This is a genomic window from Pseudomonas sp. OA65 (genome assembly GCF_017498305.1).
Taxonomy (GTDB): Bacteria; Pseudomonadota; Gammaproteobacteria; order Pseudomonadales; family Pseudomonadaceae; genus Aquipseudomonas; species Aquipseudomonas zanjanensis.
The window spans coordinates 59,543-82,374 of record NZ_JAGDEZ010000021.1 but is presented as its reverse complement, the minus strand read 5'-3'; the positions used below and the strand labels follow the sequence as shown (position 1 = coordinate 82,374).

The 22,832-nt window shown below is 62.3% G+C and carries 19 protein-coding genes; 12 read left to right on the top strand and 7 right to left on the bottom strand.

Annotation, left to right across the window (positions count from 1 at the left end; genetic code table 11):
* The 3 genes from J3361_RS18540 to J3361_RS18530 are packed head-to-tail and all read left to right on the top strand — an operon-like array spanning position 1 to position 2,572.
* On the top strand, positions 1 to 327 hold the full coding sequence (locus tag J3361_RS18540; RefSeq protein ID WP_207965795.1) for a DUF4387 family protein: 327 nt from the start codon (positions 1 to 3) through the stop codon (positions 325 to 327).
* Positions 324 to 1,307: an alpha/beta hydrolase fold domain-containing protein gene (locus J3361_RS18535; protein ID WP_207965794.1), complete on the top strand. Its 984-nt coding sequence runs from the start codon at positions 324 to 326 to the stop codon at positions 1,305 to 1,307. Before J3361_RS18540 ends, J3361_RS18535 begins: the two co-directional genes overlap by 4 nt.
* Positions 1,304 to 2,572, top strand: coding sequence for a lipase family protein (locus tag J3361_RS18530; protein WP_207965793.1), 1,269 nt, complete (start codon positions 1,304 to 1,306; stop codon positions 2,570 to 2,572). The genes J3361_RS18535 and J3361_RS18530 overlap by 4 nt, the downstream gene beginning before the upstream one ends.
* Positions 2,573 to 3,638: 1,066 nt before the next feature.
* Here J3361_RS18530 and J3361_RS18525 read toward each other — a convergent pair.
* A complete protein-coding gene (locus tag J3361_RS18525; protein ID WP_243458932.1) occupies positions 3,639 to 3,932 on the bottom strand; it encodes a hypothetical protein in 294 nt (97 codons plus the stop codon).
* A gap of 155 nt (positions 3,933 to 4,087) precedes the next feature.
* Between J3361_RS18525 and J3361_RS18520 the strand changes: the two genes are divergently transcribed.
* On the top strand, positions 4,088 to 5,314 hold the full coding sequence (locus J3361_RS18520; protein ID WP_207965818.1) for a DSD1 family PLP-dependent enzyme: 1,227 nt from the start codon (positions 4,088 to 4,090) through the stop codon (positions 5,312 to 5,314).
* Positions 5,315 to 5,342: 28 nt separating this feature from the next.
* Here J3361_RS18520 and J3361_RS18515 read toward each other — a convergent pair whose 3' ends face one another.
* From J3361_RS18515 to J3361_RS18500, 4 genes are all read right to left on the bottom strand, one after another.
* Positions 5,343 to 6,560 (bottom strand): multidrug effflux MFS transporter, encoded by a 1,218-nt coding sequence (locus J3361_RS18515; RefSeq protein ID WP_207965792.1) that lies wholly within the window; start codon positions 6,558 to 6,560, stop codon positions 5,343 to 5,345.
* A 235-nt stretch (positions 6,561 to 6,795) separates the two neighbouring features.
* A complete protein-coding gene (locus tag J3361_RS18510) occupies positions 6,796 to 7,722 on the bottom strand; it encodes a sugar ABC transporter substrate-binding protein (protein WP_186704758.1) in 927 nt (308 codons plus the stop codon).
* Positions 7,723 to 7,801: 79 nt separating this feature from the next.
* Positions 7,802 to 8,593, bottom strand: a complete 792-nt coding sequence (locus J3361_RS18505) for a TIM barrel protein (RefSeq protein ID WP_207965791.1) — start codon at positions 8,591 to 8,593, stop codon at positions 7,802 to 7,804.
* Complete coding sequence (locus J3361_RS18500; protein WP_207965790.1) at positions 8,590 to 9,612, bottom strand: Gfo/Idh/MocA family oxidoreductase; 1,023 nt, start codon at positions 9,610 to 9,612, stop codon at positions 8,590 to 8,592. The genes J3361_RS18505 and J3361_RS18500 overlap by 4 nt, the downstream gene beginning before the upstream one ends.
* 183 nt (positions 9,613 to 9,795) lie before the next feature.
* Here J3361_RS18500 and J3361_RS18495 point away from each other — a divergent pair, with 183 nt between their 5' ends.
* Complete coding sequence (locus tag J3361_RS18495) at positions 9,796 to 11,796, top strand: sigma 54-interacting transcriptional regulator (protein WP_207965789.1); 2,001 nt, start codon at positions 9,796 to 9,798, stop codon at positions 11,794 to 11,796.
* Between the two features lie 97 nt (positions 11,797 to 11,893).
* The gene (locus J3361_RS18490) at positions 11,894 to 12,946 is read left to right on the top strand and encodes a M28 family peptidase (protein WP_207965788.1); all 1,053 of its coding nucleotides are present in this window, start codon (positions 11,894 to 11,896) and stop codon (positions 12,944 to 12,946) included.
* A gap of 428 nt (positions 12,947 to 13,374) precedes the next feature.
* On the opposite strand, the gene J3361_RS18485 is transcribed toward J3361_RS18490, so the two are convergent.
* Positions 13,375 to 14,319 carry a DMT family transporter gene (locus J3361_RS18485; RefSeq protein WP_207965787.1) on the bottom strand — a complete coding sequence of 315 codons (945 nt, stop codon included), beginning with the start codon at positions 14,317 to 14,319 and terminating at the stop codon, positions 13,375 to 13,377.
* A 74-nt stretch (positions 14,320 to 14,393) separates the two neighbouring features.
* Between J3361_RS18485 and J3361_RS18480 the strand changes: the two genes are divergently transcribed.
* On the top strand, positions 14,394 to 15,248 hold the full coding sequence (locus J3361_RS18480) for a LysR family transcriptional regulator (protein ID WP_207965786.1): 855 nt from the start codon (positions 14,394 to 14,396) through the stop codon (positions 15,246 to 15,248).
* A gap of 147 nt (positions 15,249 to 15,395) precedes the next feature.
* Here the strand turns inward: J3361_RS18480 and J3361_RS18475 are convergent, their stop codons facing one another.
* On the bottom strand, positions 15,396 to 17,102 hold the full coding sequence (locus J3361_RS18475) for an amidase (protein ID WP_207965817.1): 1,707 nt from the start codon (positions 17,100 to 17,102) through the stop codon (positions 15,396 to 15,398).
* A gap of 385 nt (positions 17,103 to 17,487) precedes the next feature.
* Between J3361_RS18475 and J3361_RS18470 the strand changes: the two genes are divergently transcribed.
* The 5 genes from J3361_RS18470 (at position 17,488) to J3361_RS18450 (ending at position 22,634) form a co-directional block, all read left to right on the top strand.
* A complete protein-coding gene (locus J3361_RS18470; RefSeq protein ID WP_207965785.1) occupies positions 17,488 to 18,162 on the top strand; it encodes a phosphoribosyltransferase in 675 nt (224 codons plus the stop codon).
* A gap of 150 nt (positions 18,163 to 18,312) precedes the next feature.
* Positions 18,313 to 20,496 (top strand): PAS domain S-box protein, encoded by a 2,184-nt coding sequence (locus J3361_RS18465; RefSeq protein WP_207965784.1) that lies wholly within the window; start codon positions 18,313 to 18,315, stop codon positions 20,494 to 20,496.
* Positions 20,493 to 20,894: a response regulator gene (locus J3361_RS18460; protein WP_207965783.1), complete on the top strand. Its 402-nt coding sequence runs from the start codon at positions 20,493 to 20,495 to the stop codon at positions 20,892 to 20,894. The genes J3361_RS18465 and J3361_RS18460 overlap by 4 nt, the downstream gene beginning before the upstream one ends.
* Before the next feature lie 395 nt (positions 20,895 to 21,289).
* The gene (locus J3361_RS18455; protein WP_186728699.1) at positions 21,290 to 21,733 is read left to right on the top strand and encodes an HIT family protein; all 444 of its coding nucleotides are present in this window, start codon (positions 21,290 to 21,292) and stop codon (positions 21,731 to 21,733) included.
* 382 nt (positions 21,734 to 22,115) lie between these two features.
* A complete protein-coding gene (locus J3361_RS18450; protein WP_207965782.1) occupies positions 22,116 to 22,634 on the top strand; it encodes a hypothetical protein in 519 nt (172 codons plus the stop codon).
* Positions 22,635 to 22,832: the final 198 nt, after the last annotated feature.

Genomic DNA, 22,832 nt, shown 5'->3' with positions numbered 1-22,832 from the left:
ATGAACACACTGCAAACATTGGGTTATGAGATCCGCTCCAAGAACGCCGGGCCGTTTTCCCTGACCATCGATGTGTTCTGCAAGGACGCGGACACCTTCGCGCAACTGGCCGCGGAGCCAAAGTTGCAAGCACCCGCGATTGCCGAGCTGTTCCGCAGGCCTGCGCAGTCGATCAGCGTTTTTCCCATCGAGGCGTTGAACGTGATCAAGATCAGCCTGCCGCGTCCAGTGGTTCAGGGCGCCTTGCAGGACCGGGACATGCACGGGGCTCAATGGGCGTTCATTCTGCTGGACGCACTTGGAACCGGTGAGGCCCCCCGGCCATGAGTTGCGTTGCAAGCGGGGCGGCGGGTTCACCGTCGCTGGTTCACCCTGACCTGGTGGCCGTGGCCACGACGCTGCGCGAACAAGGGCTGCTACCGGTTGTCCAGGGGGACGTGCAACGTGTCCGGGCGCAGCTGGAGCGGATCGATGCCTGGGCGGCGCGCCGCAGCGTGCCGCTGTCCTATGAGCGCACCTTGGGTTTTGCTGTCGATGGCCGAACGGTGCCCTGCAAGCTCTATTGGCCGGAGGGCGATGAGACGCCTTGCTTGATGTTCTACTGCCATGGCGGAGGATTCCGTCACGGTTCGCTCGCCGGCTGGGATGCACCGCTGCGCCAACTGGTGCGTGACAGTGGCCTGGCGGTGCTGTCCATCGATTATGCGTTGTCGCCGGAATATCGTTTTCCGGTGGCGTTCAACGAAGTGGTGTCGATCGTCAGCCGGGTGATCAAGCTCGGGGCAATCACCGATTGCCCGGTGCGCGGTTATGCCTTGGGCGGGGATTCGGCAGGCGCCAACCTGGCCTTGGGCGCTGCACTTGCGCTACGGGATGCAGGGTGTGATGGGCTGCGGCAGTTGCTGCTGTTCTATGGCAGTTACTCGCGCGACCTGGGCTCCGATTCCTGGCGAAGGCTGGGTGGGTACGGGGGGCAGAATCTGTCGGTCGAGACCATGAGCGCCTACTGGGCGAGTTACCTGGTCGATGATGAGGATGACTGGCGGGTACAGCCGATCATCGCTGACTTGGCCGGCCTGCCACCCGTGCGATTGGTGGTGGGCGAACTGGACCCGTTGTTGGATGAAAACCGGGAGCTGGCGGGTCGGTTGGAACGCGCGGGCGTGGCGACACACCTGCAAGTGCTTGCGAACATGACCCACGGGTTTGTCCGATTCAATGAAGTGGCGCCGGTCGTGCGCGATGTGATCGGTGCGCAGGGCAGCGCTTTGCGCAGGGCACTTTGCGCTCAGGCGAACTTCCCATGAACCTGTTCAGTACCGCGAATCTTGCGCGGATCTGCCTCGGGATATTCAGCGTCATGACGGCCAACGCCTCGGCGGCAGGCACGCTCCCCGTCGGTCCTGACGCGGGAGACAGGGAGCTGTCGGCGTTTTATCGCTGGCCTGAAGCAATGCCCGCGCTGCCCGGTGTGCTGCTGCGAAGCGAGACGCTGGCGGTGCCGCCGCAGATGCCCGCCGCCGGGCAGGCTTTGCGCCTGCTCTACAGCTCCACCGACGAGCGCTGGCACTCCGGACTCGTTCCGGTCAGCGGGGCGTTGTACCTGCCGGCTGGAGAGCCACCGCCGCAAGGCTGGCCGTTGCTGGCCTGGGCCCACGGAACGCTGGGGATTGCCGACGCCTGCGCACCGTCCTGGGCTGGATGGCGCGAGCGTGATGGGGCGTATATCAATCGTTGGCTGGCGCGCGGGTTCGCGGTGGTCGCCACCGATTACCAGGGCCTGGGAGGGCCAGGGCCGCATCCCTACACGTTCTGGCAGGCCGAGGGGCGCTCTGTCCTGGATGCGATTCGCGCTGCGCGTACCATCAGGCCAGGCCTGATTGCCAATCGCATGTTTTTGGCCGGGCAATCCCAGGGAGGAGGGGCGGCGTTGGGTGCGGCGATCCTGGCCGGTGGTTATGCGCCGGAGCTGCCTATCCGCGGCGCAGTAGTCACGGCCCCGAACAGCACATTTCCCCATGGTCCCATTGCGTTGCCGCCGCGCCAGTCCAATACGCTGTTCCTGGCATTGGCGTCCGGCGGCTTGCGCGAGGACGGGCCACGGGTAGAGGACATCCTGACGACCCAAGGCCTTGAACTGCTAAGTGTTGCCCGGGAGGGCTGCAGCCGCGACATTGCCCGCAAATCCAAAGCGTTGCAGATCGATTCGTTTGCCGAGCTTTTGACCATTTCCCCCGAGGCATTGATGGCGGTGCGCATCCCCTCGACCGACATGCCACAGGCATCGATTGGATTCCCGTTATTCATCGCCACCGGCCTGGCTGATCAAACGATCACGCCCGTGCGCCAATATGCGGTCGCCACGGCGTTGTGTGACGCTGGCAACCCGGTCACCTGGCGGACGTATGAAGGCCTGGGGCATGACGGGGTGCTGCATGGTTCATTGGACGATGCATTTGCCTTCGTCGAGGCCCAACTCGACGGACCGGGCCATGGCTCGAACTGTTCCACACTGCAAAGGCCCGGTCCGCCGGGTGAAAGGGATGCAGCAGCGTTGTTTAACGACGACTGAATTTCCCCTGTGGGAGCTTGCTCGCGATGGCGGTGGGTCAGTTTGCAGCGATGTTGGATGTGCTGACACCTTCGCGAGCAAGCCCGCTCCCACAATGGTCCTGAGCCGAATGCAAAGCTCAGGAACACTCAATATCCCCTGTGGGAGCGAGCCTGCTCGCGATGGCGGTGGGTCAGTTTGCAGCGATGTTGGATGTGCTGACGCCTCCGCGAGCAAACCCGCTCCCACAATGGTCCTGAGCTGAATGCAAAGCTCAGGAACACTCAATATCCCCTGTGGGAGCGGGCTTGCTCGCGAAAGCGGAGGGTCAGTTTGCAGTGATGTTGGATGTGCTGACGCCTTCGCGAGCAAGCCCGCTCCCACAATGGTCCTGAGCTGGATGCAAAGCTCAGGAACACTCAATATCCCCTGTGGGAGCGAGCCTGCTCGCGATGGCGGTGGGTCAGTTTGCAGCGATGTTGGATGTGCTGACGCCTTCGCGAGCAAGCCCGCACATGGTTCTGAGCTGAATGCAAAGCTCAGGAACACTCAATATCCCCTGTGGGAGCGGGCTTGCTCGCGATGGCGGAGGGTCAGTTTGCAGTGATGTTGGATGTGCTGACGCCTTCGCGAGCAAGCCCGCTCCCACAATGGTCCTGAGCTGCATGCAAAGCTAAGGAACACTCAATATCCCCTGTGGGAGCGAGCCTGCTCGCGATGGCGGAGGGTCAGTTTGCAGTGATGTTGGATGTGCTGACGCCTTCGCGAGCAAGCCCCACATGGTCCTGAGCCGAATGCAAAGCTCAGGAACACTCAATATCCCCTGTGGGAGCGAGCCTGCTCGCGATGGCGGAGGGTCAGTTTGCAGTGATGTTGGATGTGCTGACGCCTTCGCGAGCAAGCCCGCACAAAGGTCCTGAGCTGAATGCAAAGCTCAGGAACACTCAATATCCCCTGTGGGAGCGAGCCTGCTCGCGATGGCGGTGGGTCAGTTTGCAGTGATGTTGGATGTGCTGACGCCTCGCGAGCAAGCTCCCACATTAGATCCGGGTTACGACAGGGAAGGCTTTGCCGAGGCCGCTTGGTCTCAGGAAGCGTCCTGCTGATAGGTGCAACCCACATAAAGGTCGCTGTCCTTGTTTTCGGTGGAGACCACCCGCAGGGTCGCGCCGTTGTCGAGGTTGCGCTGGTAGTCCACGTAGCCGTCGCTATCCAGGGTCTTTTCCAGTTTCAGGGCGCTGGCGAGTTTCTCCGCATCGGCCTTCGGGTTGCTGCTCTTGGCTTGAAGAAAGAAGCTGAAGCGGTCGGTCATCACCAGGGTGGTCGACGACACGCCGTGCACCGTCAGCCGCTCTCCAAGAAAGGCATATCTTTTGGGCATCGGCAAAGCATGGCCGCTAAAGCCCCCTTTCTGGCCCCGCATAACCTCAACGATGGCGCAGCGCTGCCGTAACGTGCATCTGATTGCGCACGTTGAGGAGCGTCCTGATGAACCGTAGAACCTTTATGCTCGGTACCGCGGGCGTGGGCGCGTTGATGGCCGGGGCGGGGGCGCTGTTACGGCCGGGCGACCGGGGCGGTCCCTACAACGATTACTTCCGCGCGTTGAATCAGGAACTGAAGACCCATGGGCCGATGCGGCCCGTGATGCTGATTGACCTCGACCTGCTCGATCACAACATCAATGTGGTCATGCAATCGGTCAAGCGTGGTGGGAAACAGTTGCGCCTGGTGGAAAAATCCCTGCCGTCACCGGGGCTCTTGGCATACATCGCCAAACGCACCGATACCCGGCGACTGATGTCGTTTCACCAGCCGTTCCTCAACCACGATGCGCTGACTTTCCCGGAGTCTGACATCTTGCTCGGTAAACCGCTGCCGGTACGCTCGGCCGAGTTGTTCTATCAAACCCACAAAGGCACCTTCGACCCTGCCAGGCAACTGCAATGGCTGCTCGACACTCCGCAGCGGCTGATGGATTACCGGGCATTGGCCCAGGGCCTGGGCATTCGGATGCGAGTCAATATCGAGCTGGATGTCGGCCTGCACCGCGGCGGAGTGCCTGATCAAGCAGTGATCGGCGAGATGCTGACGCTGATCAGTGCCCATGCGCAGCATCTCGAATTTGCAGGCTTCATGGGGTACGACCCGTTTGTCGGCATGGGCGTGCCCCGGGTGCTCGGTTCGTCCCAGGCCTTGTTCGACCAGGTGATGGTCATTTACAACGGTCATGTGAAGTACGTGCGGGAACACTTCCCGGCGCTTTGGCACGATGGGCTCACGCTCAATACCGCCGGCAGCCCCAGCTACCGCATGCATGAACAGGAACGCTTGAGCAGCGAAGTCTCGGTGGGAACGGCGTTCCTCAAGCCGACCCACTACGACCTGCCATCCCTGGCCGAGCATGTGCCGGCGGCCTTTATCGCAACGCCCGTGTTGAAGAGCACTGGCGCCGTGAATTTCCCCGCCCTGGATGGCAAGTCTCGATTGTTCTCCTGGTGGGACCCGAATCAGCGCGGGACATTCTTCATCTACGGCGGCAACTGGATGGCCGAGTTCGAATCTCCCCCAGGGCTGCAAAGCAACGAACTCTACGGTCGCAGTTCCAATCAGGAAATGGTCAACGGCTCGCCGACGGTGGGGCTGAATGTCGAAGACCAGGTATTTTTAAGGCCAACCCAGACCGAATCCGTGCTGCTGCAATTTGGCGATTTGCTGGCCGTGCGCGGGGGGAAGATTGTCGAAACCTGGCCCGTGTATTGATCGTTGCCTGTGACGTGTTTGGCCGTGATCAAATCTTGCCTCGCAGCAGGAACAACACCAGCGCGACCAGGCAGGCCGTCGCCTGGATCCCACCCAACGTGGTCATCGGCGCGAAGCTCAAGACCGAGGCCAGCCAGGTGGCCAGCGCAGCCGCCCCCATGGAAAGAAACCCCAGCAGGGCCGAGGCCATCCCGGCCTCCTTGCCGAAAGGGCCCATGGCAATGGCCGTGCCCAGTGGATTGGCCAGGCCCATGCCCCAAAGGAACGTGACCATCGAAAGGGCATACCACCACAGCCCGGGCTCGGTCGGACCTATCAGAACCAGGCCGCCTCCAATCATCGCGCAGGTTATGCCCAGCAGCGTGACGATCCGGGCGCCAAGACGATGGGCCAGGCGCGGCGCCGCCATGCCGGCGGCGAACACCACAAAGACCGTCGAGGCGAAGTACAAACCGGTCTGCACCGACGTCAGGCCGAAGCCTTGCATCAGGATGGCGGGCGCCGCCGCGAACGAGGCGAACAGGCCGCTCAGGAGCAGGCCCATGGACAGGGCCGGGAGGATGAAGCGCTTATCCGCTGCCAGTCGGCAATAGGCGAGTACCACGCTCCTGGCTGAGTGGGGGGCGCGGCGATCGGCGGGATGGGTTTCCCCCAGGTCGCGCACGTAGAAAAACGCCAGTGCAACAGCGGCCAGTCCCACCAGAATGAAGATGGCACGCCAGCCGAGCGTGACGGCCAGGACACTGCCGGCCAGCGGCGAAAAGCCCGGTGCCGCGGCCGTGGCGATCATGGTCAGCGACAGGGCGCGGGCGAGTGTCTCGCCTTCGAACAGATCCCGGGCAATGGCCCGCGACAGTACCGAGGCTGCGCACACCCCCAGCGCTTGCACGACGCGTCCGGCGATTAGGACGTCGAGCGTGTTGGCAAAGCCGGCGATGACGGTGCCGACGACGAACACCGACAGCCCGCCCAGCACCAGCTTCTGGCGCCCGTAGCGGTCGGCCAATGGCCCGACCACCAGTTGGCCCAAGGCGAAGGTGATGAAGAAGCTGGACAGCGTCAGGCCGAGCTCGCGAGCGGTCACGCCCAGGTCTTCACCGATCGCCGCGAACGCCGGAAGGATGATGTTGGTGGAGAGCATGCTGATCGCCGCCAGGCCGGCGAGCAGCGCGACGATTCTGCCGGTCAACGGTTGGCTGGAGGTGTGTTGCGTGCCGGCAATCGCCAATGAAGTTCGGGCTTGCATACGTCATTTCCTGCGCATGTGATTGACGTGGACAAAACGCTGATGCCCAACGCGCCGACTTCAGTTCGCGAAGCCGCCGTCGAGTTGATATCCACATGATGATCGTAATATTTTGCCTAAATATGATGATCGTCATCTCAATCGTCAAGCTAAATATCGGGAATGCGCAGGTGGGACTGATGAGGGGCAGTGTGTCGCCCCTCGCCAGCTTCATGGCGATGTATCAAGTCGCAGGTTATTTGTAATGTTGCTCGAACACTGCCAACTGCTCAGGCTTGATCAACTGGAAGGGCACCCAGACGTCCGTTTCCACTGGCTCGCCCTTGATCATCTTGAGGGCCGCCTGGACCGCGCTGGTCGCCTGGGCCTTGGGGTCCTGGAATACCGAGGCGACCAACATCCCGCGCTTGATCGCCGCCAGGCCGTCCGGCAAGCCGTCGATGCCGACAATCGCAACCTCGCCCTTGGCTTTGCCGGCCTGCTGCAAGGCCATGGCGGCACCGATGGCCATCTCGTCGTTGTTGGCGACGATGGCATCGAAACGACTCCCGGCCAGTAACCAGTTGCTGGTCAGGTCCATCCCTTTGTTGCGCTGCCACTCGGCACTTTGCTGCTCGACGATCTTGATCCCGGGATAATCCTTGAGCACCTGTTTGACGCCTTCGGTGCGGTCGTGGGTAGCGTTTTGCGCCAGGTCGCCCATGATGATCGCCAGGTTGCCCTTGCCGCCGAGTTTTTCGGCCAGGTAGCGCATTTGCAGTTGTCCGGCCTCGATGTCATTGGAGGCCACGGTGACGACGCCTTTGGGCAAGGTGCGCTCGTCCGGGTGACGGTTGACGTAGACCAGCGGCATCTTCGCGTCGACCGCGGCGCGGGTGATGTTGGCGGTGGCGGAGGTGTCCACCGGCAGGACAATGACCGCGTCCACTTGCTGGTTGATGAATCCCTGGACCTGGTTGAGTTGGCGCACCACATCGCCCTGGGCGTCTTCGAACTGGATTTGCACGTTTTCCTTTTTCGCGGCCTCGTCCAGGCCGTTACGTACGTAGGTCATGAAGTTGTCGTCGACCCTGGCGATGCTGACGCCGATGCGATAGTCGGCGGCGGCCCATTGGCTGAACAGCAACAGCAGGGTGGCGAAAAGCAGTGTGCAACGACGCATGATGGTTATCCTTTTTGTTATGGGTTGAAACGTCACCAAGAACTGAAAATCTGCCGCACATGTTGAGTGCGTCGGGGCTTTATCCATCAAGCGTGAAGGCCTGCCTGAAACGCTCGAGCGCGACCTCGCTGTCACCGCTGGCCCAGCCTTCCAGGCCGACGACACCGCTGTATCCCATGCCGAACAAGGCCTTGGCAATTGCGGGGTAGTGGATTTCACCGGTGCCGGGCTCCCTGCGCCCCGGGACGTCGGCCACTTGGATTTCGCCGATGGCGCTGCCGGCGCGCTGGATCAGTTCGATCAGGTTTCCTTCGCCGATCTGGGCATGATAGAGGTCCAGGTTCATCTTCAAGTGCGGGCTGCCCACGGTCTCGATCAGCGCCAGGGTATCGTCAGCGCGGGCGAAAGGCGTGCCCGGGTGGTCGACCTCGGTGTTGAGGTTTTCCAGCAGGAACACCCGGCCCGCGTCTTCACCCAGGCGAGCGATTTTTTCCAGCGTCTTGCAAGCGCTCAACCACATGCGGCCGGTGGTCTGGGCCACGGGTTTGACCGGCAAGCCCTGATCACCCAGGCCGGTGCCGTGCAGGTTCAGGCTTGGGCAACCCAATTGAGCGGCGACGGCCAGGGATTCCTGGGCGCTGTCGAGCAACTGTCGGATATCGTCGGGATCGGTCAGGTTGCCCGACAGGTAGCCGGTCATGGAGGTGAAATCCGCGCCCGTCGCCACGAGGGCCTGGATGTCCTTGGTCGCCCAGTTCCATATCTCGACGCTGAAGCCCAGCGCGTGGATGCGTCTGACCCGTTCGGTAAAAGGCAGGTCGAGGAAGACCATTTCGGCGCTGATCGCCAGTTTGAATGGGATGAAACTCATGACAGCGCTCCTTGCACGCGCACCGTCTTGCCCTGTTGGAAGGACTCGATACAGGCGCGGGCAATGGCCAGTGCTGCCCGGGCATCTTCACCGCTGGCCAGCGGTTTTTCGCCGCTGCGCACACAACTGGTGAAGTGATTGAGTTCGGCCACGTAGGCATCACGCAGCAAGTCGGTGTCCATGCGCTGGGTGTCGGCCTGGACCCCATTGGCCAGGTACCGCAGCAAGTCGGAATCATTGACATTGCCCATGGTCAGCATGCCGGCGCTGCCGAACACTTCGCCGCGGACATCGTAGCCATACACGGCCTGGAAATTGGCCTCGGCGGTGGCGATGGCGCCATTGTCGAAGCGGATCGTGACCACTGCGGTGTCGAGAAAACCTTTGTCCTTGTAGGCGGGGGCGATCAGGGCATCGGCCATCACAAAGACCTCAACCGCCTCGGCGCCCGGATTCAGGTAGCGCAGGGTGTCGAAATCATGGATCAGGGTTTCGAGGAAGATCACCCATTGCGGCGACGCGGCCGGGTTGTTCAGGGCCGGGTCCCGGGTCAGCGAGCGCAGCAGTTGCGGCGTACCGATCCGGCCGGCCATCACATCCAGATGAGCGGTGCGAAAGCTCTTGGCAAAACGTCGGTTGAAGCCGACTTGTAGCGTCACTTGTGCATCGGCAGCGGCGGCGATGGCGCGGTCCGCTTCATCCAGGGTGATGGCCATCGGTTTTTCACAGAACACGCTTTTGCCGGCCCGGGCCGCGCTGATCACCAGTTCGGCATGGCTACGCGCCGGCGCGGCAATCAGCACCGCGTCGATGTCCGGGTCATCCAGCAACTGCTGTGGGGCGGTATAGATCTTCTGCACGTCCAGTTCTGCCGCCAGGCGTGCGGCTTGGCCGGGGGTAGGGTCGGCGATGGCGGCGAGGCACGCGCCAGGGATGTGCCGGGCGGCGGTCAGGCCGTGAAAACTGCCCATGCGGCCGGCACCGATGAGGCCCAGGCGGAGGGTCTTGGATGTGCTCATAAATATGACTCCCTTTATTGTTTTACGACTCGGCGGCAAGAATGTCCTCGTCTGTTCATGCAGGGAGCAAGTGCTGTGCCAATAGTTAACCTATTGATATTTAATGGTTTTTATTTGAATCAGTGTTCATGTCGATGACATGTCTATACTGACATGTCGAAAATATGAACATGTGGCCGACCAATGGATCAGCAACCCCTGGCATTGAGTGACGAAGACCGCGATTACCTCACCACGCTTGGCCCCGCGTCGTTGAACGACGGGCCGGGCACGGCGCTGGAGGAGGCCTGGCGAGCGTGCTGGCAAGGGCAGACCGAGCGCCCAGTCGGGATCCGCCGGGTGATCTGGGAATCCTGGTTGCGCAGTGTCAGTGCCGGCCTCGATCCGGAAGACGGCGCGTACCGTTTTGTCGCGCCCGCCGACCTGACCGCGACACTGGTTGCCAACCGGGAACTGATCGCTGCGGCGGCGCAAGTCATGCGCGGTTTGCTCGCCTATAACCCCCGGGGCCATATCAACCTGACCGATGCCGAAGGCACCACGTTGTACTTCTGTGGCCTGGACCTCACTCCCATTGGCAGTCGACTGCTGGAGTCGGTGCAGGGCACCAACTGCACCGGGTTGGCAATCGTCGAAGACCGCTTGGTGTATGTGCTGGCCGAGGAGAATTTCGGGCTTGGCCTGCGCCAGCGCCGCATGCATTGCGCCGCCGCGCCCATCCGCGATGCCCAGGGCCGGACCCTGGGCATGTTGACCTTGACGGCCGAGCCAGGCTGGTTTCACTTTCATACGCTGGGCACCGTCCAGGCCGCGGCCGAGGCTGTCTCCAGGCAGATGACCCTGCAGGCCTTGCTGGAAGAACAACAGACCGTGCTTGAGGTGCTCAACGAGGGCTTGGTGGTATTGGATGAGCGCGGCTGCATCAAGGCCCTCAACCATTACGCCCGACAGTTGTTTCGCGTCGGCCATGACCTGCTCGGGAGTCCGTTCCAGAGCCTGGGGCAGAGCGAATTGACCGATGCGGTCCTGCTCGGGGGCGGTGACGGGGTACGTGACTTGGACTGCACCTTTGAACTGCACGATCGCAGCCATCTGGCTTGCCTGGTGTCGGTCTGCCCGCTGGCGCAAGGCGGGCGGATCGTTTCGTTGCGCGAGAACCGACGCATCCGGGAAATCACCCGGCGGATCATCGGCACCCAGGCCAGCTACACCTTTGAAACCATCCTGGGCCGCTCGCAGGCGATCCAGGATGCAATGCACTTGGCGCGGATTGCCAGTCGCAGTGATTCGACCACGCTGATCCTCGGCGAGAGCGGCACGGGCAAGGAGCTGTTCGCCCAGGCCATCCATAACGCCAGCGATCGTCGTGGCGGGCCTTTCGTGGCGGTCAATTGCGGCGCGATTCCGCGAGACCTGGTGCAGAGCGAGCTGTTCGGTCATGTCGAAGGCGCTTTCACCGGGTCGGCTCGCGGTGGGTCGGCCGGCAAGTTCGAACTGGCCGATGGTGGGACGATCTTCCTCGACGAAATCGGTGACATGTCCTTCGATGCGCAGGTCAGCCTGCTGCGTGTCCTGCAGGAGGGTGAGGTGACACGGGTGGGTGCGAAAAAATCGCTGCGGGTCAACGTGCGCATCATCGCCGCCACCCACCGCAACCTGAGCCAGGCGGTGGCCGAGGGGGCTTTTCGCGAGGATCTTTACTACCGGCTCAACGTGCTGAACCTGACGGTGCCGCCATTGCGGATGCGTCGCGAGGATGTGCCGTTGCTGGCGCGGCATTTTCTCGCGCGTTGTGCCCGGTCGCTGCGCAAGACGATGCAGGACGTTTCGCCAGCGGCGCTGGATTTGCTGGGCGCCTATCACTGGCCGGGCAATGTCCGTGAGCTGGAAAACGTCATTGAACGGGCGACGAACCTGGCAATGACCGAACTGATCCAGCCGAGTGACCTTGCGCTGGAAATCAGGCAGCGAGGGCGGCCCTCGATCTGGGCAAGTGTGCCAGAGTCGCGGACGGCTCCGGACCTGGGCAGCCATGAAATGAACGCAATCATCGCCGCCCTCAAGGAGACGCGCGGAAACATCCGCTTGGCAGCCCAACGGTTGAACGTGTCGCGTGGTGGCTTGTACAACAAGATGAATCGATTCGGACTCAAGATCGAAACGTTCCGTTCGGGGCTGGATTGACCGGTCATGACCGAGCGAATACCGATTTGAACGGACGGGAAACGGGTGGGGTCTACGCTGTTCAACGGTCGTGACGGGAACCTAGCTGATGCCTCCAATGAGTATCCAGCCTTTGCTCGAAGAATTGCTTCTGGCCCGCGGCCCCGGCGGGCAGGAAGATGAAGTCCGGGAAATATGCCTCAGGGAACTGGGCAAGCACTGTGATGAGGTCGTTGTCGACGAGGCCGGCAACATCCGGGGACTGATCAAGGCGTCGGATGAGTTTTCGAAAGCACAGCCCATCAGGGTCATGGCGCACCTCGATGAAATTGCCATGATCGTGAAGAAAACAAGGCCCGACGGTAACTTGGAAGTCGTGGCGCTGGGCGGTGCCCAGCCCATCTGTTTTGGCGTTTGTCCGGTCGACATACTCGGCGATAACCAATGCCTGCCCGGCGTACTGTCTTATGGTTCCATGCATAACACCGGTGGTTCCGCCCAGGGGCGGGATGTGCTGTCAGGGGCGGTGCAGTGGAGCGACGTCCATGTCATCACCCGCTGTTCCCAGGAGGAGCTGACCGCCGCCGGTATCCGGCCCGGCGTGCGCGTGGTGCTCAGTCGGCACTGGCGCCGGCCGTTCCAGGTGAAGGACACGGTCGCCGCCCACTTCCTCGATGACCGGGCGCCCTTGGCGGCCGTGATCACCACCGCGCAGCAGCTGAAAAACAAAAGGCACGCGCTCAAGCAAGACGTCTGGTTCGTCTGCACGACACTTGAGGAAGAGTCCAACGCCGGTGCGCTTTATGCCGCTGCCCGCGTGCCGGGCGACACCACCATCGCGGTCGAGGTGGGCCCGGTACTGGAGGAGTACGGAACGGTGTTATCGGCAGACCCGATTATCAACACCGGGGACCAAAAGGGTTATTACACCCGCTCTGTCGTGGATGCCCTGGTCAAGGCTGCACAGCGCTCGGGCTATCACCCACAAGTTGCGCTCCTGGTCGATTTCGCCTCCGATGCGAGTGCGATCATGAGTGCGGGCGTGGCCGCGCGAGCGGGGTGCATCGCTATTCCAACGGAAAATACCCATGGCTTTGAAATGGTCCTCCATGAAGGCATCGTTGCGTGCGCGGCAACACTCACCGAATACCTGATCCATCCCACGGCGTGAAGACGCGCGCCTGGCCGGCCATACCTACTTCGAACTGGCCGGTCGCAGCCTGCCGCGGCCCTTGCCGGACAGCCCCGAGCCGGCCCTGCTGACCCAGCGTCGGCTGCTTGGCGACCATTACCTCAACGGCGCTGCGTTGGCCGACGGGCAAGGTATTGGTTTGGCCGGGTGAAGGTCATGTTCGGCAGCGGAGGCAATGCTGTTCGCTTGAGGCTTGAAGCTTGAGGCTTGAGGCTTGAGGCTTAAGGTACGAGCCATTGTGGCGAGGGAGCTTGCTCCCGCTGGGCTGCGCAGCAGCCCCGATGCGGCCATCAAGGATGCCAGATTGATCGGGCCAGTTAATAACTGTTACCTATGTGCTTGAACTGATTTGTAACCCATGTGGGTGAGTCATACCCCAACCAGCACAATGCGCTCCACCGATCTTGCTATCTTGAGCTCGAAACCGCCTGCCGCGCTTCGGTACTCACGACCAGCCAGATACCGACCCCGGACACCGCCATCCCCACCGCCATCTGCCAGGAAAGTGGTTCGTTGAACATCGCCCAGGCCCAGAGCATGGTAATGGGCGGGCTCAGGTACAGGACGCTGGCGACGCGGGTGGCGGTCGTGCGGCGCAGGCACAGCCAGTAGAGCCCGTAGCCGCCCATTGTCGAAATGCCCGCTGTCCACAGGACGCTCAGTGCAAAGCCGGTGCTGGGTAGCGGGGCCAGGCTGCCATGGACGCCTTCCACCAGGGCGAAGGCCAGGCCCGACACGCAACACTGCAGCCACAGGTTGGGCAGCAGGCCCAGCGATTGTTCGGCGGGCAGGTATTTCTGCCACAGGGTCGCGACGGCGAGCGAGAGCATGCCAAGCAGCGGCAGGCCATAGGCCCACAAGGGGGCGTTGCCCCACGCCAATGCGCCCTGGGTCACCAGCATGACGCCGACCAGGCCGATCAATAGCCCCGCCCAGACCTGCCAGGCCAGCCGTTGCCGGAGTACGCCGGCGGCCAGCAGCGCCAGGCCCAGCGGCAGCAGGTCGGCGACCAGCGCGGCCAGGCCCGCCGGTACACCCAAGGCAATGCCTTGGGTGATGCCGCTCAGGTAGCCCGCCATCGCCAAGAGGCCGATGCCGGCGTTTTTCAACAGCGTGACAGGCGAGGTTCGGCATAGCTGCCTGGCGACGAAGGGCAGCAGCACGAGCGTCACCACGACGCATCGCCAGAACACCACCAGCAATGCCGGCGCGTAGTCGATGGAAAAGCGCGCGCCAATAAAGCCGGAGCTCCACGACACCAGCAAAGCCGCTTCGAGCAGGGGCAATGGAATCAGCCAATGCCAGGCGGGCCGGGGCTGGGACGTGCAGGTCATCGCTTTATTCGGGTTCATGACCACAGGCTACGGAACCCGGCTAATCTAATAAATCAAAATGAATTGCATCAGTCATTTACGAAGATTGAATCATGACGGCCATACTCGATATCGATTTGATACGTACTTTTCATGCGGTGGCGCGGATCGGGAAATTCAGTGGGGCGGCGGAACAACTGCACAAAAGCCCGGCGGCGGTCAGCGTGCATATCCAGCGGTTGGAAGCGGTGGCGGGTGGGCGGTTGCTCAACCGCGACAACCAATCGGTATCCCTCACCACGTTGGGCAAGCGTTTGCTGGTGGCGACGACTGAGTTGCTCAATACCCATGACCGGGTGCTGGCCGACCTGCACGGCACCCGTCTGGCGGGACGCATCACCTTGGGGGTGCCGGATGAATATGCAGATCATGTCATCCGCGACATCCTCCCAACTTTCGCCGCTGCGTGGCCCAACGTGGTACTGGAACTCAAAACCGCGCCAAGCTATGCGCTACGGGACCTGGTGCAGCGCGGCAAGCTCCAGGCAGCGGTCGTTACCCAACCGAAGGGCCAAGCGGACGCAGAAACGCAAGTGCTGGTGTCCACCACGCCGGTCTGGGTCGGGCCAATCCACGGGACGGCGGCCTCGCTGGAGCCGTTGCCGCTGGCGGTGCACGCGGCGCAATGCCCCTATCGGCAAGCGATGATGGAAGCCCTCAGGCACAGCGGGCGCAGGACGCGCATCGTCCTGGAGAGCCCCTCCAACCAGGCCGTCAAGGCCTGTGTGGAGGCCGGGTTGGCGATCAGCCTGATCGACCGTGCTCGGGTGACGGATGCGATGCGGATCCTTGAAGGCCTGCCGGTGATCGAGGAGCATGAGGTGGTGTTCGTGCGCGCCCTGGCGTCACAGGGCGATGAGGCCGTGAGCCTGCTTGCCCGTGCCATGCAGCAGTATTTCCGCCTGTAGAACCGGTCTTGGGACTGCTGCGCAGTCCAGCGGGAGCGAGCTCCCTCGCCACGGGGTTGCGCCCGTATTCAAAAATGAAGTCGTACGCAGCTTTTGTGGCGAGGGAGCTTGCTCCCGCTGGGTTGCGCAGCAACCCCAATGACCGGCTCAAGCCGACAACGGCGGGGTCCGAGGCGGAACCAGGCGCTTGGAGCCGATCGACTCGAACGCCGATGCCAGTCGCAACAGCTTCGAATCATCATAAGCGCGCCCGGCAAATGTCAGCCCGACGGGCATGCCGATGTCCGCCATGACGCCCATTGGCACGGTGACCGTGGGCACGCCCAGGTGACGAATGGCGAGGTTGCCGTTGGCGACCCAGACCCCATTGCTCCAAGCGATATCGGCTGATGCCGGGTTGATATCCGCATCCGCCGGCCCGACGTCGGCGACAGTCGGGAAGATCACCGCGTCCAGGCCCAGCCGTTCCATCCAGTCTTCCAGGTCGATCCGGCGTGTTTCTTCGAGCCCCCGCAACCCGTCGGGCAGTGTTGGAATCTGATCCCAGGGCGTGATGCCGCGCTGGGCCATCTTCACGTACTCATCCATGCCGGCGGCCAGATCGTCCTCGCGGTTGGGCAGGGTGCCCGGGTCGTGGGGAAATATCTTCGGTCCGTCGACGTCGGCCAGGCGATTCAACTGTGGATCACCGTTGGCTTGCAGGAAATCATCGAATGCCCAGGCCGACAGATCCCACAATTCATGGTGCAGGAACTCCTTGGAAACCAGGCCGCGGGTGAACACCGTCGGCGCGCCGGGACGATCGCCCTCGCAATTGGACACCAGCGGGAAATCCACCTCGACCACTTTGGCGCCATAGGCCTCCAGGGCCTTGCGGGCTCGCTCCCAAAGGTCGATCACCGAGGCGCGGGTGACGATTCGCTGCCCCGTCGGGCCACCAATGCCGGGGGCCTCGGCCGTGCCGGCTTCAGGGTCGGCATTGATGTACATCCGTGGCACGCCGAACCGAACGCCGGCCAGCGCTCCCGGCTTGCTGGCAAGGCTCGGGTACGAGGCGGGACGAACCGAGTCGACGCTCGGAATCGGCACCCAGGGCTGCAGGCGCCACAGGTCGCCACGGGTGTCCGGGTCTTCGGCGACCACCACGTCCAGCACTTCGAGCAGGTCGGCCATGGTCCTGGCGAAGGGCACGACGACGTCCATGGTCGGCGTCAATGGCCAGTTGCCCCGCACCGAAATCACCCCCCGCGACGGCGTGTAGGCGCACAAACCGTTGTTCGACGCCGGGCCGCGTCCGCTCGACCAGGTTTCTTCAGCCAGGCCGAACGCAGCGAAGCTGGCGGCAGTTGCCGTGCCCGCACCGTTCGAGGAACCGGAGGCAAAGGGCGCGGTGAGGTAGTCACCGTTGTACGGGCTTTCCGCCCGGCCATACACCCCGCGCTGCATGCCGCCGTTGGCCATGGGCGGCATGTTGGTCTTGCCCAAGCAGATGGCCCCGGCGCCGCGCAGCCGTTCGATGGTGAACGCATCGCGATAGGCCACAAGGTCCTTGAACGCCGGGCTTCCGGACGCTGCGGTGAGGCCCTTGACCAGATAACTGTCCTTGGCCGTATAGGGAATGCCATCGAGTGGACCGAGTGTGTGGCCGTTGGCCCGACGGGCATCGGAAGCCTGCGCTTCCTTCAGCGCATCCGGGTTGCGCACCACCACCGCGTTGAGGGCGGTGGGCGTGTCGGGGCCGTCGTAGGCATCAATCCTGGCGAGGTAGGCCTGGACAAGCGCTACCGCCGTGGTCTGGCCCGATTCCAGCGCGGCGCGCAGTTGGGCAATGGAAACTTCGGTGATGTCGATCATGCAGTTACCGCCGCGGTAGAAGGATGACGGGGTGTGCGGGTCCATTGACGTTGGGGCCTGGCACTTTAGGTCATCTAAAGGTGGATATTTATCGGGTTTTGCTTACTGTACTACGGAAGATCGAACAAGGGCAGTCCAGGTTTGACGGGATTTTTCTCGGGCATTCCAATATTTCCCACCTTCAGACCTCGTTAAGAAACGGCTTAGGCAGGCTCAAGACCCACCATTCCCAAGTCGCTGGCACCGGCGATGCGGTCACGCCCGACGATTGGTGTGGCGACGCAGGTAGTGTGGCTCACTCAGCCGTTGCCGGGCATCCCGTGCTGAGTATCCTGACAGGGTGACTGTGCGTGCGACGTGTCTGTTCTTGCAAGGAGACCTGAATATGAATCCCCTGTCTTTTGCATCGCCGCCTTATGCCGATCGAGCGGCGGCCGGCCAACGCTTGATAGAACCCTTGGCCCAATACCGTGGACGGGACGATGTGATTATCCTGGCGCTGCCCCGGGGCGGGGTGCCCGTCGCCTGGGAGGTGGCCGACGCCTTGGGGCTGCCCCTCGATCTGATGCTGGTGCGCAAGCTCGGCGTGCCGTCCCATCCGGAAGTGGCGATGGGGGCGATTGCCAGCGGCGCCATCCAGATTCGCAACGACGATGCGTTGCGTGCCCATCACGTCGACCAGGCTGCCTTCGATGCGGTGCTCCAGCGGGAAAGCCAGGAGCTGGCGCGCCGTGAAACGCTTTATCGCGGCAGCCGCCCGCTGGTAGACCTGAAAAACCAGGTGGTCCTGCTTGTCGATGATGGCCTGGCCACCGGTGCGTCAATGATGGCGGCGGTCCATGCGGTACGCCTGCAAAACCCTCTTGCCATCGTGGTTGCCGTTCCAGTGGCGCCGGTCGAAACCGCCGAAGCCTTGCGCAGTGAGGTCGATGAGTTTGTGTGTCCGTTGATGCCCGAGTGGATGCGCTCGGTCGGCGATTGGTACGAAGACTTCAGCCAGACCCCAGACGAAACAGTGGTCGCGCTATTGGACAGGGCCTGGAGCAGGCCTCGTTCATAACCGCTGCGCGAGCCTGTCGGTTATCGCCAGGGCTGACGTACGGCACAGGCGCCGCTGTCCTTGAAGAGTTTCCTGAACTCGCGCGCTCAATAGCGATCTAGAGTCCATTGAGACCCTGAGCGTTGCAGCCAGGGGGGTTGAGGATGACTGATGTCGAATATTGAAGAGCTCCCCTTGGAAGCCTGTACGCCAAGCGAATACGAAAGCTTGATCGCGATGGGGACAAGCGCGCTCGATGCCATTCCCGGTGCGGTGTACCTCTGCGATCGCCAGGGGTGGCTCGTCCGATATAACAGCGAGGCGGCCGAGCTGTGGGGAAGGGCGCCGACGCTTGGAGAGAACGGCGACCGCTTCTGCGGCGCCCATCGATTGTTCCTGACCGACGGAACGCCGCTGGCATTCGAGCACAGTCCGACGGCCTCGGCGCTCGATACCGGCATTGCGCCGCGCAACCAGGAAGTGATTATCCAGCGCCCGGATGGTTCGCGGTTCGTGGCGCTGATGAACATCCGCGCCCTCAGGGATCGGCGGGGTGTCATCCAAGGGGTGATCAACTGCTTCCAGGACGTTTCGGCGCACCATGCCGTGGCCGAGGAGCTCAGGCGCAAGAGCGCCGACCTGGAAGACTTCTTCGAAAACAGTGCGGTGGGCCTGCATATCGTCAGTGGCGAGGGCATCATCCTGCGCGCCAATAAGGCGGAGCTGGCACTGCTGGGTTATTCGGCGCAAGAATACATCGGTCGGCACATCACCGAATTCCATGTCGACGAGCCGGTTATTGACGACATTCTCACCAAGCTGGGCAGTGGCGCTCGCCTGGAAAGCTATCCGGCACGCCTGAGGGCCAAGGACGGCTCGATCAAGCATGTCACGATCACCTCGAACGGACGGTTCGAGAACGGAAAACTCTTCAACACCCGCTGCTTCACCCTCGACAGGAGCTGCGTCCATGCCGCCGAGGCGGCGCGTCAGGACAGTGATAACCGGCTCTCGGCGACTTACGAAGCGGCAACCATCGGGATTGCCGAGGCCGGCATCGACGGGCGCTTGCTCCGGGTGAACGACGCCCTGTGCAACATGCTGGGCCGCTCGCGGGAAGAACTGCTGTCGATGACCTTCCTGGACTACACCCACCCGGACTGCATTGCGCAGGATGCCGGGTTGTACGCCCGTCAGGTGGCCGGTGAACTGGATAACTATGTGCTGCGCAAGCGCGCCCTGAAGCCCGATGGCGAGGTGGTCTACCTCGACATCCACAGCTCGTCGGTGAGGGACGCTAACGGGACGTTTCGGTATGGCGTGCGGGTGCAGCAGGACGTCACGCTGGCGCGGCGGATGGAAAACCAGATCCGCGAAAGCGAACGGCACATGCGCAATCTCCTTGAAGCGTTGCCGGCCGCGGTGTACACCACCGACGCCGAGGGGCGTATCACGTTCTTCAATCGCGCCGCTGTCGAACTGTCGGGGCGCACGCCGCAATTGGACGAGATGTGGTGTGTGACCTGGAAGCTGTTCAATACCGACGGAACCGCGCTGCCCCACGATCAATGCCCGATGGCGGTGGCGCTGAAGGAAAACCGGCCGATACGTGGCGTCGAGGCGATTGCGGAGCGGCCGGATGGCAGCCGTGTACCGTTCACGCCGTTTCCCACGCCTTTGCATGACGCCGATGGAAACCTGGTGGGCGCCATCAACATGCTGGTGGACATTTCCGAGCGAAAGCAGGCGGAAAACCGGCAGAAGACATTGATTGATGAGCTCAATCACCGGGTCAAGAACACCCTGGCCACGGTGCAATCCCTGGCGGCCCAGACCGCGCGCAATGCCGAGGATGCGAAGGACGGCTACCGGCGTTTCGAGGCAAGGCTGTTGGCCTTGTCGCGAGCACACGATCTCTTGACCAAACGGCATTGGGGCCAGACGCCGCTCAGCACCCTGGCCCATGAGGTGCTGATGCCGGTCTTCGGGCATGAGCCTGGCCGTGTGATGATCGAGGGGGCTGCTGTGGACGTCGGCACCCGGGTGGCGCTCAACCTCACGATGACCCTCAATGAATTGGCGATCAACGCGCTTAAATACGGGGCCATGTCGGTCGAGACGGGCACGCTCGCCGTCACCTGGCATCTGCAAGCCCAAGCGGACGGAACACTGCTGACCCTTGACTGGCAGGAGCGAGGAGGCCCACCGGTAGCCCCGCCGGAACGGGAAGGGCTGGGTTCGCGCCTGATGAAGCGCTGCATCGAGCGCGACTTGGGTGGTACGTTTGATCTCACCTACGCCCCACTGGGCATTGGCTGTCGCTTTTCGTTCTTGATAGGGGCGACCGGGGCATGACCCCGTTGGCTGGAACCAGGGTGCTGGTCGTCGAGGACGAAGGCGCCATTGCCCTGTTGATCGAGGAGATGCTGGAGGAATTCGGATGCGAGGTCGTGGCGTCCGTCGCCCGGCTCGCTAAGGCCTGTGAAATCGCCCGCTCGGTGCAGGTTGACCTGGCGATCCTGGACGTCAACCTGGCAGGCGAACGCGTGTTCCCGGTGGCCGATATTCTTCGCAATCGGCAGATTCCCTTTCTGTTCAGCACCGGCTACGGCGCGAGCGGGCTGCCAGCCGAATACGCCGGGTGTCCGGTGTTGCACAAGCCGTTTTCGCAAAGCGAGTTACAGCAAAAAATGGCCGTAACGCTGAAGGAGGCCCGCGCAGGCGGCCTTGCATCCAGCACTGATGCCAACTGATCCAGCGCTATCGCGAGCAGGCTCGCTCCCACAATGGCCGGCGGTGGACTGTGACTGAGTGGCCGCCACAAATCCCCTGTGGGAGCGGGCTTGCTCGCGAAAGCGGTAGTTCAGCCAACCACGATATCGACAGGTACGCCACCTTCGCGAGCAAGCCCGCTCCCACAGAGATTTGGGCCAGGCACGACCTTTGCGGATCGCTCGAAAAACTGTGGGAGCGAGCCTGCTCGCGATGACGTTGGCACAGGCAATTCATCGCTGACTGACCCGCCGCCATCGCCAGCAAGCCCAACCCTTGGCTTTCAAGCAGGCTTCTACAAGAGAGACGTTGTCTTCGGACTGTGCTAAATCTCTTACCGGCAACCCACCGCCCTAACCCCATTCAAGGAGTGAACATGAGTCTCCACGGTCATTACGATCCAAAGAACATCTTTGCGCTGATCCTTCGCGGCGATGCGCCGTGCTACAAAATCTACGAAGACGCCGATGTGCTGGCCTTCCTGGATCTCTTTCCGCAATCGCGCGGCCATGTCCTGGTCATCCCCAAAAATTCCCAGGCGCGCAACATCCTCGAAGTCGAGCCCACAGTCCTGGGCGCAATGATGTCGGCCGTGCAGCGCCTGACGCGGATCATCGTGGACGAGTTGCAGCCGGACGGGGTCCAGATCGCACAGTTCAACGGCGCGGTGGCCGGGCAGACGGTCTACCACATTCACATGCACATCATTCCTCGCTGGGAAGGTGAGGAAGCAGGTGCGCATGGCCGGGGCAAGGCCGATCCCGAGGAACTGGAAAAACTCCAGGCTCGCTTGGTCGCGCGGATCCGCTCAGAGGCCTGACGCCGGGCAAAACCACTTCGCACGCGCTGCCGAATTGGAAGATTGATTTAGGGGCTGCGCAGCGCTAATCGGTGGCAGTTCGGGCAGGCGTGTGGCGATATATTCAGCATCGATGCATGCAGGCCCACCGCCATCGCGAGCAGGCTCGCTCCCACAGGGGATGTCGGGTTGATGGAAAAATTGCGGCTGTCCCGGGTGCAAGTGTGGGAGCGAGCCTGCTCGCGATGGGGGCAATACATTCAACAACAATGCACACAGACCCACCGCTTTCGCGAGCAAGGTTGTGCACCCCAGCACAAACCCCACCAACAATTCCCTACCCAATCCCTTGGCAACCGCTACCATTGCACGCTGACCTCCCGACACCCCGGACTCCACCTCCATGAAATTGCGCCTGCTGACCGCTGCCTTGTTTTTCACTGGCACCCTGGTTCAAGCCGCTGAATCGAAACCCGCTCCCAAAGCCCTGGAAGAACAGATTGGCCGCCTGGTCGCCCTCATCAAGGACAGCTACGCCACCGGCTACCCCGAAGCGACACTGGTGCAGACCCTGGACACCGGCGAGGACAGCCAGGTCACCCTCGCAGTCTTCACCATTGAAGGTTTCGGCATGGGCAACAACTACAGCCAATACCTGGCGGCCTTCACGCCCGAAGAGAACGAGGAGGGTGTGCCGCATTACAGCCTGTTGGACGTGATGCGCATCGGTGGCGACAGTTGGCGGGCCATCGACCAACTCGATGCCAAGTTGGTCAGCGACCCGACCGGTGAGCAGACCTTGATCGACATCCCCGTGATGGAGAATACCGATGAGGATGCGCCGAATTTTCCAAGTCGGGCTGCGGTGATTCACCTGTCCCTGGACGGGTCGCAGGCAGTGCGGTTGGTCGAGATCAAGTAAGCGGAATGTCCGATCGGATTGATGCGATCGCGATAGGCGTTGTGATCTCTCTGGAAAGGGCGTTAGAGCTGGATAAACGTTGCAACCTGTTTCGGTGGTGGAGCGGTTAAACGAGTTTGTAGGAATTGACGGAGCGAATATTGCCCATTGACTTGCAGGACATTTCCTAGAAAATTCCAGTCCCTTGCGCCTGCTGAA

What these genes read in the sequence shown, in the direction of transcription:
- J3361_RS18515 (WP_207965792.1), bottom strand. Translation starts at nt 6,560, where the DNA reads ATGCAAGCCCGAACTTCATTGGCGATTGCCGGCACGCAACACACCTCC.
- J3361_RS18530 (WP_207965793.1), top strand. Translation starts at nt 1,304, where the DNA reads ATGAACCTGTTCAGTACCGCGAATCTTGCGCGGATCTGCCTCGGGATA.
- J3361_RS18535 (WP_207965794.1), top strand. Translation starts at nt 324, where the DNA reads ATGAGTTGCGTTGCAAGCGGGGCGGCGGGTTCACCGTCGCTGGTTCAC.
- J3361_RS18480 (WP_207965786.1), top strand. Translation starts at nt 14,394, where the DNA reads ATGACGGCCATACTCGATATCGATTTGATACGTACTTTTCATGCGGTG.
- J3361_RS18505 (WP_207965791.1), bottom strand. Translation starts at nt 8,593, where the DNA reads ATGAGTTTCATCCCATTCAAACTGGCGATCAGCGCCGAAATGGTCTTC.
- J3361_RS18450 (WP_207965782.1), top strand. Translation starts at nt 22,116, where the DNA reads ATGAAATTGCGCCTGCTGACCGCTGCCTTGTTTTTCACTGGCACCCTG.
- J3361_RS18500 (WP_207965790.1), bottom strand. Translation starts at nt 9,612, where the DNA reads ATGAGCACATCCAAGACCCTCCGCCTGGGCCTCATCGGTGCCGGCCGC.
- J3361_RS18455 (WP_186728699.1), top strand. Translation starts at nt 21,290, where the DNA reads ATGAGTCTCCACGGTCATTACGATCCAAAGAACATCTTTGCGCTGATC.
- J3361_RS18460 (WP_207965783.1), top strand. Translation starts at nt 20,493, where the DNA reads ATGACCCCGTTGGCTGGAACCAGGGTGCTGGTCGTCGAGGACGAAGGC.
- J3361_RS18490 (WP_207965788.1), top strand. Translation starts at nt 11,894, where the DNA reads ATGAGTATCCAGCCTTTGCTCGAAGAATTGCTTCTGGCCCGCGGCCCC.
- J3361_RS18510 (WP_186704758.1), bottom strand. Translation starts at nt 7,722, where the DNA reads ATGCGTCGTTGCACACTGCTTTTCGCCACCCTGCTGTTGCTGTTCAGC.
- J3361_RS18475 (WP_207965817.1), bottom strand. Translation starts at nt 17,102, where the DNA reads ATGATCGACATCACCGAAGTTTCCATTGCCCAACTGCGCGCCGCGCTG.
- J3361_RS18470 (WP_207965785.1), top strand. Translation starts at nt 17,488, where the DNA reads ATGAATCCCCTGTCTTTTGCATCGCCGCCTTATGCCGATCGAGCGGCG.
- J3361_RS18465 (WP_207965784.1), top strand. Translation starts at nt 18,313, where the DNA reads ATGTCGAATATTGAAGAGCTCCCCTTGGAAGCCTGTACGCCAAGCGAA.
- J3361_RS18495 (WP_207965789.1), top strand. Translation starts at nt 9,796, where the DNA reads ATGGATCAGCAACCCCTGGCATTGAGTGACGAAGACCGCGATTACCTC.
- J3361_RS18540 (WP_207965795.1), top strand. Translation starts at nt 1, where the DNA reads ATGAACACACTGCAAACATTGGGTTATGAGATCCGCTCCAAGAACGCC.
- J3361_RS18525 (WP_243458932.1), bottom strand. Translation starts at nt 3,932, where the DNA reads ATGCCCAAAAGATATGCCTTTCTTGGAGAGCGGCTGACGGTGCACGGC.
- J3361_RS18520 (WP_207965818.1), top strand. Translation starts at nt 4,088, where the DNA reads ATGGCCGGGGCGGGGGCGCTGTTACGGCCGGGCGACCGGGGCGGTCCC.
- J3361_RS18485 (WP_207965787.1), bottom strand. Translation starts at nt 14,319, where the DNA reads ATGAACCCGAATAAAGCGATGACCTGCACGTCCCAGCCCCGGCCCGCC.